Annotated in this window: 10 protein-coding genes; 2 read left to right on the top strand and 8 right to left on the bottom strand. The window is 66.6% G+C overall.

All coding sequences use genetic code 11. The annotated features are described in order from the left end of the window. Positions 1–249: 249 nt before the first annotated feature. The 4 genes from EER27_RS12790 to EER27_RS12775 are packed head-to-tail and all read right to left on the bottom strand — an operon-like array spanning position 250 to position 3,011. Positions 250–903, bottom strand: coding sequence for a lysogenization protein HflD (locus EER27_RS12790; protein ID WP_123088490.1), 654 nt, complete (start codon positions 901–903; stop codon positions 250–252). After that, positions 900–2,030: a tRNA 2-thiouridine(34) synthase MnmA gene (mnmA, locus tag EER27_RS12785; RefSeq protein WP_123088489.1), complete on the bottom strand. Its 1,131-nt coding sequence runs from the start codon at positions 2,028–2,030 to the stop codon at positions 900–902. The genes EER27_RS12790 and mnmA overlap by 4 nt, the downstream gene beginning before the upstream one ends. Next, on the bottom strand, positions 2,027–2,506 hold the full coding sequence (locus tag EER27_RS12780; RefSeq protein ID WP_123088488.1) for an NUDIX hydrolase: 480 nt from the start codon (positions 2,504–2,506) through the stop codon (positions 2,027–2,029). The genes mnmA and EER27_RS12780 overlap by 4 nt, the downstream gene beginning before the upstream one ends. Before the next feature lies 1 nt (position 2,507). After that, complete coding sequence (locus EER27_RS12775) at positions 2,508–3,011, bottom strand: hypothetical protein (RefSeq protein ID WP_123088487.1); 504 nt, start codon at positions 3,009–3,011, stop codon at positions 2,508–2,510. A gap of 88 nt (positions 3,012–3,099) precedes the next feature. On the opposite strand from EER27_RS12775, the gene clpS reads away from it, so the two are divergent. Further along, positions 3,100–3,420 carry an ATP-dependent Clp protease adapter ClpS gene (clpS, locus tag EER27_RS12770; protein WP_123088486.1) on the top strand — a complete coding sequence of 107 codons (321 nt, stop codon included), beginning with the start codon at positions 3,100–3,102 and terminating at the stop codon, positions 3,418–3,420. A 142-nt stretch (positions 3,421–3,562) separates the two neighbouring features. Continuing rightward, entirely contained in the window at positions 3,563–5,842 is a 2,280-nt protein-coding gene (gene clpA, locus EER27_RS12765) for an ATP-dependent Clp protease ATP-binding subunit ClpA (protein WP_123088485.1), read from the top strand. 174 nt (positions 5,843–6,016) lie between these two features. Here the strand turns inward: clpA and infA are convergent, their stop codons facing one another. From infA to trxB, 4 genes are all read right to left on the bottom strand, one after another. Further along, positions 6,017–6,235 (bottom strand): translation initiation factor IF-1, encoded by a 219-nt coding sequence (infA, locus tag EER27_RS12760; protein WP_031372296.1) that lies wholly within the window; start codon positions 6,233–6,235, stop codon positions 6,017–6,019. Positions 6,236–6,367: 132 nt separating this feature from the next. Then, complete coding sequence (gene aat, locus EER27_RS12755) at positions 6,368–7,102, bottom strand: leucyl/phenylalanyl-tRNA--protein transferase (protein ID WP_123088484.1); 735 nt, start codon at positions 7,100–7,102, stop codon at positions 6,368–6,370. Continuing rightward, on the bottom strand, positions 7,099–8,244 hold the full coding sequence (locus tag EER27_RS12750; protein WP_123088483.1) for a GNAT family N-acetyltransferase: 1,146 nt from the start codon (positions 8,242–8,244) through the stop codon (positions 7,099–7,101). The genes aat and EER27_RS12750 overlap by 4 nt, the downstream gene beginning before the upstream one ends. Further along, on the bottom strand, positions 8,244–9,197 hold the full coding sequence (gene trxB / locus EER27_RS12745; RefSeq protein WP_123088482.1) for a thioredoxin-disulfide reductase: 954 nt from the start codon (positions 9,195–9,197) through the stop codon (positions 8,244–8,246). The genes EER27_RS12750 and trxB overlap by 1 nt, the downstream gene beginning before the upstream one ends. Positions 9,198–9,258 lie beyond the last annotated feature (61 nt).

The following is a 9,258-nucleotide window of genomic DNA, read 5'->3' as shown; positions in this document are numbered from 1 at the left end:
CAGGGAGCTCATCTACGTTTCAGACTCGCAGTCTCAGGGCGCAAACAGTCTCTCCCTGCACCGATCCGAGTGCCCCCGGATCACCAGCCCATCGCTGGTGGGTTGAAGATACAAGGGCGCAATAACCGAAGGGCATTGCGCCGGATTCGTGGATGCCGAGGTGGATCTGCGTCGCGCGTCGCATCCGGCGCATTACGCCTTTGGCTAATGCGCCCTACGAGACCCGTGGCAACCGTGCCGTTGAGGAGCTCAGGCCAGGTGGGCGCGCACCGCCGCGTCCATTTCCCGCCTGCGCAGCAGGAAATCCCAGAGGCTGCCGCCGAGCTGGCGCCAGAGCACCGCCGAACGCACTGCCGCCAGCAGCACCGCGCGCACTTCCGCCACGACGCTGGCCTGTCCCAGGTAGTGCGGGTTGCCCTGCACCAGCACGCGAGGGCGCAGGTTGCTGAGGGTCCGGGCGTACAGCGCGCCGAGCGCCGAAAGCACTTCCGGGTGGGTGCTTCCCAGCCGCTGGGCCACCGCTGCCTGCGCCAGGATGCCGGCCTGCACCTGGCCGGCCATGGCGTCGTCGCGCACGAAGCGACGCTCCAGTTGCAGCACCGCCAGCGCCAGCCGCGGCAGTTGCTCGTCGCGGGTCTGTTTGCCGAAGTAGTCCCGAAGCAGCATCAGGCCCGAGCGCAGCGCTTCGGGCGTGCCGTAGATCGCTACCGGCGAATCCGCGTCGATGCAGAACACCGAATCCAGCGCGGTGCCCAGCACGGCCGCGTTGGCCTGGCCGGTATCGGCGATACGGCGCACTTGGGCGAGGGCCTGGACCAGCCCGGCCAACGCCAGCACGCGGTCGGACACCAGGCTGGCGCGAGGGGAGGGAGGCGGGGTTTCGGGGGTGCCGAGTTCGGTCATGCGGAAGCCTTGAGGCGTTGTTCGAGTGCGGCATCGGTGGCGGTGATCACGGCGCCACCAAGGCAGGCGTCGCCGTCGTACAGCACCAGCGACTGGCCCGGGGTGACCGCGCGTTGCGACCGTGAGAATTCCACTTTCAATGTTCCGTCGTCGCCAACCTCGACCTGGCAGGCTTCGTCTGCCTGCCGGTAGCGGGTCTGCGCCGTGCAGGTAAACCGCCGCGCCGGTGGCGAACCGGCCACCCAATGCGCCGCTTCCGTCCACAGAGCCCGGGACTGCAGCCAGGGGCTGTCGATGCCCTGGTCGACGTACAGCACGTTGCGCGCGACATCCTTGCCAACGACGTACCACGGCGCCGGTTCGAAGCCGCGCACGCCACCGATGTTGAGCCCCTCGCGTTGCCCCAGGGTGAAGAAGAACACCCCCGGATGCTCGCCGATGACATGGCCGGCGGGCGTTCGCATCTCGCCAGTTCGCGCGGGCAGGTAGCGCCCGAGGAACTCGCGGAAATCGCGCTCGCCGATGAAGCAGATGCCGGTGGAGTCCTTCTTGGCCGCCGTCGGCAGGCCGGCATCGCGCGCCATCTGGCGTACGTCGGTCTTGATCAGGTCGCCCAGTGGAAACCGGGTGGCCGCCAGCTGGGCCTGGCCGAGCTGGTGGAGGAAGTAGCTCTGGTCCTTGCTGCGGTCCACCGCGCGCAACAGGCGGTGACCGCCGTCGGCGTGCTCGACGCGGGCGTAATGCCCGGTGGCGATGAAGTCCGATCCCAGCGCGTGCGCCGCATCCAGGAAATGCTTGAACTTGATCTCGCGGTTGCACAGCACGTCGGGATTGGGCGTGCGGCCGGCCGCGTACTCGGCGAGAAAGTGCTCGAACACGCCTTTCCAGTACTCGCCCGAAAAATCACGGAAATGGATCGGGATGCCGAGCCGTCCGCTGACGGCCACCGCGTCGCGGCGATCGTCTTCGGACCGGCAGTCGCCGCTGCCGTCATCGGCCCAGTTCTGCATGAACAACCCGGCGATCGGCTCGCCGTCGCGGAGCAGGCGCAGTGCGGCGACCGAGGAATCGACCCCGCCGGACATGCCCACGATCGTGCGGGCGCCGTGGGCGGAGCCGGTGCTCATGCCAGGTGCTGCATCAGGTCCAGCGGCTGGCGTCGACCGGCGAGGAAGTCCGATGCCGTGCGCCACACCAGCGGACTGCGGTGGCGGGCGTGTTCGGCCTGCAGTTCCGACGGGGTCAGCCACAATGCCCGGACGATTCCCTCGTCGAGCGTGCGCGCCGGATCGTGGGCAAGCGGCTCGGCGGCAAAGGCGAAGCGCAGATAGTGCCGACCGCCGCTGCCGTCCGGGTTAACCGGTGCCTTCCATTGGTAGGCGCCGACGAAGGCCGTCAGGCGCACGTCCCAGCCGGTTTCTTCGCGGGTCTCGCGCAAGGCTGCTTCCAGCAGGCTCTCGTCGGGTTCGAGATGGCCCGCGGGCTGGTTCAGCACCAGCCGCCCGCCCACGCGTTCCTCGACCAGCAACAGCCGGCCGGCGTCGACCACGATGGTGGCGACGGTGACGTCGGGTTGCCAGAAGCGGCCTTCGCGGTAGCTCACGTCAGAAATCGTCCTTGCCGCCGGTCAGCGACGCTTCCAGCTTGTCGGCGGTGAACATGGCGTAGTTGATCGCGTCGTCGAGCTCGTCGGCGCTCGCGTCGGCGGCGATCTTGATCACCAGCACCGCCATGTCGTCCTGCTTCACCCAGGAGCCCATCTTTCCCGAGTGGCTCTCTTCGAGCAGCCGGTTGGCGATGTTGGCCGGGAACTGTCCCCCTTCCTGGCGATAGGCGGGGGACCAGATTTCGCGGATCTTGTTCGAACCGTACTCCTCGACCGAGGAGATGACGTACACCAATTGGGTGCGTTCGTCGTCGAGTTCGAAGGTCATCTTGAAGTCGCCGTCCTCGTCGACCTCGTAGTCGTAGTCCAGGCTATCGAGGATGCGCTTGACGCCAGCGTCCGGCGTCGTCGATCGCGCCACGGCGGTTTCGGCCGCCTGCGCATGCACTGCCGGCAAGGACGACAACAACAGCAACGCGAACAACGGGGCTGACAGGCGCATGCACGGGCCTCTGAAAGGACGGGAAGTGCCGTCATTCTGACGTGCCGACCTCGCGGTCGTCCATGGTGGCGCCGGTATAATCGCCGCCATGGCCAAACAGACCGAGCATGAGCACAGCCACGGCGTACTGGTGGAAACCGGGAGACCCGAGATCGCCCGTCCGCCGCTGTATTCGGTGTTGCTGCTCAACGACGATTACACACCGATGGATTTCGTGGTCGAGGTGCTGATGCGCTTCTTCCCGATGACCGCCGAGAAAGCCACCCAGATCATGCTGCACGTCCACACCCGTGGCCGCGGCGTCTGCGGCGTGTTCACCCGCGAGATCGCCGAGTCCAAGGTGGCGCAGGTGAACGAATTTTCAAGGCTGCACCAGCATCCCTTGCTCTGCACGATGGAAAAGGCCTAAAAGTCCATCAGACAACGTCTGAAGGTACAGGAGCGACAGAGCCGGCATTGGGCGTTAAGTTCGAGCGGCGGTGACGCGTCATGGAAAACCCACGGGGCGTCCCCATGTAGGACTGCATTGGCATTCCGGAGGGCTGTCCCCCATGTTCAGCAAGGATCTCGAGTACAGCATCGGCCAGTGCTACAAACGCGCCCGCGAGGCGCGCCACGAGTACATGACGGTCGAACACCTCCTTCTGGCGCTGCTCGACAACCCGTCGGCTGAAAGCGTCCTGAAGGCCTGCGGCGTCGACTCGCCGCGTTTGAGGGGTGACCTCGAGCAGGCAATCGCAACCTCGGTTTCGGTATTGCCCGAGGACGTCGATCGCGATACCCAACCGACGCTGGGCTTCCAGCGCGTCCTGCAACGCGCCGTCTATCACGTTCAATCCTCCGGGAAGAAGGAAGTCAGCGGCGCCAACGTGCTGGTGGCGATTTTCGGCGAGAAGGATTCGCACGCGGTCTACTACTTGAACCAGCAGGACGTCGCTCGCCTGGACGTCGTCAACTACCTCTCGCACGGCATCGCCAAGCAGGGCGACGACGAGCCGCACGAGTCCGGCAGCGACGAAGTCCGCCCGGCCGACAGCGGCGATGGCGAGGGCAAGGCCGACGCACTGGCCGAGTTCGCCGTCAACCTCAACCAACTCGCGCGCGACGGCAAGATCGACCCGCTGGTCGGTCGCGCTGACGAGGTCGAGCGCACCATCCAGGTGCTGTGCCGCAGGCGCAAGAACAACCCGCTGTACGTGGGCGAGGCCGGCGTCGGCAAGACCGCGATCGCCGAAGGCCTGGCCAAGCGCATCGTCGATGGCGAGGTGCCGGACGTGCTGTCCGACGCCACGATCTACGCGCTCGACCTGGGTGCCCTGGTCGCCGGCACCAAGTACCGCGGCGATTTCGAGAAGCGCCTCAAGGCCGTGCTGACGCAGATCCGCAAGCTGCCCGGCGCGGTGCTGTTCATCGATGAGATCCACACCATCATCGGTGCCGGTTCCGCCAGTGGCGGCACGATGGACGCCAGCAACCTGATCAAGCCGGCGTTGGCGTCGGGTGAGCTGCGTTGCATCGGCTCGACCACGTTCCAGGAATACCGCGGCATCTTCGAGAAGGACCGCGCACTGGCACGGCGCTTCCAGAAGATCGACATCGTCGAGCCGACCGTTGGCGAGACCGTCGAGATCCTGCACGGTCTCAAGCCACGCTACGAGGCGCACCACGGGGTGACCTACGCCGACGACGCGCTGCAGGCCGCGGTCGACCTGTCGGTCAAGCACATCGGTGACCGGCTGCTGCCGGACAAGGCGATCGACGTGATCGACGAGGCCGGCGCGCGCCAGCGCCTGCTGCCGGAAGGCATGCGCAAGGCAATGATCGATGTCGAGGAGATCGAGACGATCGTCGCCAAGATGGCGCGCATCCCGACAAAGCAGGTCTCGGCCAGCGACAAGGACGTGCTGCGCAACCTCGAACGCAACCTCAAGATGGTGATCTTCGGCCAGGATCCGGCCATCGACACGCTGACCTCGGCGATCAAGCTCGCCCGTTCCGGGTTGGGCAATCCCGACAAGCCGATCGGCAACTTCCTGTTTGCCGGCCCGACCGGCGTGGGCAAGACCGAGGTGACCAAACAGCTCGCGCTGCAGTTGGGAATCGAGCTGGTGCGTTTCGACATGTCCGAGTACATGGAACCGCATTCGGTCAGCCGCCTGATCGGTGCGCCCCCGGGCTACGTGGGGTTCGACCAGGGCGGCCTGCTGACCGAGAAGATCGTCAAGACGCCGCACTGCGTGCTGCTGCTCGACGAAGTGGAAAAGGCCCATCCGGACATCTTCAACATCCTGCTGCAGGTCATGGACCGCGGTGCGCTGACCGACACCAACGGCCGTGAGGCGAACTTCCGTAATGTCGTGCTGGTGATGACCACCAACGCGGGCGCGGCCCAGGCGGCACGCCGTTCGATCGGTTTCACCAAGCAGGACCACAGCACCGATGCGATGGAGGTGATCCGCAAGGGCTTCAGCCCCGAGTTCCGCAATCGACTGGACGCTGTCGTGCAGTTCCAGGCGTTGGGGTTCGAGCACATCCTGCGCGTGGTCGACAAGTTCCTGATCGAGCTGGAAGCGCAGTTGCACGAGAAGGGCGTGACGCTGTCGGCCACGCCGACCGCGCGCGACTGGCTGGCCCAGCACGGTTTCGATCCCCTGATGGGCGCACGACCGATGGCTCGGGTGATCCAGGAGAAGATCAAGCGTCCGCTCGCCGACGAGCTGCTGTTCGGCAAGCTGGTCGGTGGCGGCCGGGTCGGCGTCGACGTCCAGGACAACGAACTGGTGCTCGACGTGCAGGCCGAACCGGAACGACTGCTGCCGGCGACGGTGTAAGGGCCGCGGACCGATAGCCAGGTGGGCAGGGCGGAATGGGCCGCTCTGCCCGGCGACAGGAGCCGGGTATCGAGGATCTGGCGTCGAGGGGCTGGAATCGAGGATCTGGAATTCAAATCCAGGGAACGCAAAAGGCGGCCATTGGCCGCCTTTCTAATCAATGCGTTACCGCAATTACTTCATGCGGTAGGTGATGCGACCCTTGGTCAGGTCGTAGGGAGTCATCTCAACCTTCACCTTGTCGCCGGTCAGGATGCGGATGTAGTTCTTCCGCATGCGGCCGGAGATATGGGCAATGATCTCGTGCCCGTTTTCGAGGCGTACACGGAACATGGTGTTCGGAAGGGTTTCCGCCACCGTGCCCTCGAACTCGATCACGTCATCTTTTGCCATGTGTTTCCTGAGTGTTGCCAAAAGGCGGCCTTTCCTCGGCCGCGAAGCCGCGCATTGTGCCACGCACCGGGCGGCGGCGCAAAGAGGTTTATCGACGCCACGTACGCCGACGCGACGGCCTCGGCATCACGGTCACGCGAGATCTGCGGCAGGCAGCTCGCCGAACCAGCCGGTCCACGGCCCGATCAGCCCGCCCGGCTTGGCCACCAGCTCGCGCAGATGCGCCAGGAACTTCGAACGGGGCCAGGTCTGGGCGCCCAACGAGAGAAGGTGGCTGTTCTCGACCTGGGCGTCGATCAAGGGCCAGCCCATCGAACGCAGGCGCAGGGCAAGCGCCGCCAGGGCCACCTTGGACCCGCCCGATTCGCCACTGAACATGCTCTCGCCGAAGAACATGTTTCCGATCGCGACGCCGTAGATGCCGCCCACCAGTCGTTCGCCGGCGAACACCTCCACCGAATGCGCGTGGCCGAGGCGGTGCAGCCCGAGGTAGGCCGCGCGCATGTCGTCGGTGATCCAGGTTCCGCGCTGGCCCGGTCGATGTGCGGTAGCGCAGGCGTCGAGCACCTGGGCAAACGCGGTGTCGGCGCAGACGACCCAGTCGCTGTGGCGCAGGCCCCGGCGGAAGCGCGACGACAACCGCACCGCGTCGGTTGGGAACACCGTGCGTGGGTCGGGGCTCCACCACAGGATCGGCTGTCCCTCGGAGAACCAGGGAAACACGCCATGACGATAGGCGTTGAGCAGCCGTGGCGGCGACAGGTCGCCACCCACCGCCAGCAGGCCGTCGGGATCGCGCAAGGCCATCTCGGCCGGTGGGAACGGCGAGTCCGGGTGCGCCGCCAGCCAGGGCACCTTGAGGCTCATGGTGCCGACGCCTCGGCGACCACCGTCTTGAATGGCGTGTGCCTCAGCAGGTTCGTTCGATAGTGCTGCACCGATTCGGCCTCCTGGGTGCACCACTCACGCAGGGCTTCGCGAAACCGAAGGTCGGCGATCCAGTGGCGACTGCGCACCAGCGTCGGCAGGAAGCCGCGCGCCAGCTTGTGCTCGCCTTGGGCTCCCGGCTCGAAACGCGTCAGGCCTTCGCGCAGGCAGTAGTCGATGCCCTGGTAATAACAGGTTTCGAAATGCAGGCCGGGCAGGGATTCACTGCTGCCCCAGTAGCGCCCGTAGAGCGTATCGGCGCCGCGCAGGCACAGCGCGCCGGCGATCGCGACGCCATCGCGCTCGGCCAGCATCAGCACCAGCGCGTGCGGCATCGCGTCGGCCAGGTGTCGCAGGAAGGGCAGCGTCAGCGCCGGGTGGTTGCCGTACTCGGCGAAGGTGCGCAGGTAGAAGCCGTGCATCGCGGCGAGGTCGGCCTGGCTGGCCTGTGTACCGTCGACCACCCGGAACACCACGCCGGCACGCGCGACCTTGGCGCGCTCCTGGCGGATGTTCTTGCGGTGCTTGTGGTCGAGCGCGGCGAGGAAGCCGTCGAAATCCTGCCAGCCGGCGTCGTTGCACCAGTGGTACTGGACATCGATCCGTGCCAGCCAGGTGTCGTCGAAACTGGCCTGTTCGTCGGCTTCGTGGAAGTTGACGTGGGCCGAGGACAGGCTTTCGCGGCCGCACATTCCCGCCACGGCATCGAGCAGGGCGCGACGATGAACCGCGTCGCGCGCGAGCAGGCGCGGGCCGGTCACGGGGGAGTAGGGCACCGCCCCCAGCCATTTCGGAAAGTAGTCCAGCCCGTGCTGGGCGTAGGCGTGCGCCCACGCGTGGTCGAAAACGAACTCGCCGTGCGAGTTCTCCTTGACATAGCCCGGCGCCGCGGCGACCAGCGCGTCGGCGTCCCACAGGGTGAGGTGGTGCGGCGTCCAGCCCCATTCGGGGCGCAGGCACGCGTGCTGCTCCAGGCCGGCCAGGAATGCGTGCGCGACGAACGGGTTGCGACCGTCGTGCAACGCATCCCACTGCGCGGCAGGCACATCGGACAGCGCGCCAACGATGCGCGCCGTGGGCATCAGCCTTCCTTGTCGAGGTACTTCTCTGCGTCCAGCGCGGCCATGCAGCCAAAACCCGCCGATGTGATCGCCTGGCGGTAGACCTGGTCGGCGACGTCGCCTGCGGCGAACACGCCCTGCACCGAGGTCTGCGTGGCGTTGCCGTGCAGGCCGGTCTGGATGGTCAGGTAGCCGTTCTTCATTTCCAGCTGGCCCTCGAACAGGGTGGTGTTCGGGGTGTGGCCGATCGCCACGAACAGGCCGTGGATGTCCACCTCACGGGTCGAGCCGTCCTGCACCGACTTCAGGCGCACGCCGGTCACGCCGGCATCGTTGCCCAGCACCTCGTCGACCTGGTGGTGCCAGATCGCCTCGATCTTGCCGGCCTGGATCTTGGCCTGCAGCTTGTCCTGCATGATCTTCTCGGCGCGCAGGGTGTCGCGTCGGTGCACGAGGTAGACCTTGCGGCAGATGTTGGACAGGTACAGCGCCTCTTCGACCGCGGTATTGCCGCCGCCGATCACCGCCACGTCCTGTTCCTTGTAGAAGAAGCCGTCGCAGGTGGCGCAGGCGGACACGCCGCGGCCCTTGAATGTCTCTTCCGACGGCAGCCCCAGGTACTTGGCGGTCGCGCCGGTGGCGATGATCAGCGCATCGCACGTGTAGTCGCCGTTGTCGCCGCGCAGGCGGAACGGGCGCTGCGATACGTCGGCGGTGTGGATGTGGTCGAACACGGTTTCGGTGTCGAAACGCTCGGCGTGGGCCTGCATGCGCGCCATGAGGTCCGGCCCCATGAGCCCGTGCGCGTCGCCGGGCCAGTTATCGACCTCGGTGGTCGTCATCAGCTGGCCGCCCATCTGCAGGCCGGTGATCACCAGCGGGCGCAGGTTGGCACGCGCGGCGTAGACGGCTGCGGTCCAGCCGGCCGGACCGGAACCGAGGATGACGAGGCGGGAATGCTTGGTTGGGGTCATGGTTATAATCGGGCCCGAAACGGGGCGCGCGGCGTCGCGCGGAACGGGCCAGCGGTGCAGC

The sequence above is a fragment of the Montanilutibacter psychrotolerans genome (genome assembly GCF_003719825.1).
In the GTDB taxonomy this organism is placed as follows: Bacteria; Pseudomonadota; Gammaproteobacteria; order Xanthomonadales; family Xanthomonadaceae; genus Montanilutibacter; species Montanilutibacter psychrotolerans.
This window is presented reverse-complemented; position numbering and strand designations above follow the sequence as displayed.

What these genes read in the sequence shown, in the direction of transcription:
- EER27_RS12790 (WP_123088490.1), bottom strand. Translation starts at nt 903, where the DNA reads ATGACCGAACTCGGCACCCCCGAAACCCCGCCTCCCTCCCCTCGCGCC.
- mnmA (WP_123088489.1), bottom strand. Translation starts at nt 2,030, where the DNA reads ATGAGCACCGGCTCCGCCCACGGCGCCCGCACGATCGTGGGCATGTCC.
- EER27_RS12775 (WP_123088487.1), bottom strand. Translation starts at nt 3,011, where the DNA reads ATGCGCCTGTCAGCCCCGTTGTTCGCGTTGCTGTTGTTGTCGTCCTTG.
- clpS (WP_123088486.1), top strand. Translation starts at nt 3,100, where the DNA reads ATGGCCAAACAGACCGAGCATGAGCACAGCCACGGCGTACTGGTGGAA.
- clpA (WP_123088485.1), top strand. Translation starts at nt 3,563, where the DNA reads ATGTTCAGCAAGGATCTCGAGTACAGCATCGGCCAGTGCTACAAACGC.
- infA (WP_031372296.1), bottom strand. Translation starts at nt 6,235, where the DNA reads ATGGCAAAAGATGACGTGATCGAGTTCGAGGGCACGGTGGCGGAAACC.
- aat (WP_123088484.1), bottom strand. Translation starts at nt 7,102, where the DNA reads ATGAGCCTCAAGGTGCCCTGGCTGGCGGCGCACCCGGACTCGCCGTTC.
- EER27_RS12750 (WP_123088483.1), bottom strand. Translation starts at nt 8,244, where the DNA reads ATGCCCACGGCGCGCATCGTTGGCGCGCTGTCCGATGTGCCTGCCGCG.
- trxB (WP_123088482.1), bottom strand. Translation starts at nt 9,197, where the DNA reads ATGACCCCAACCAAGCATTCCCGCCTCGTCATCCTCGGTTCCGGTCCG.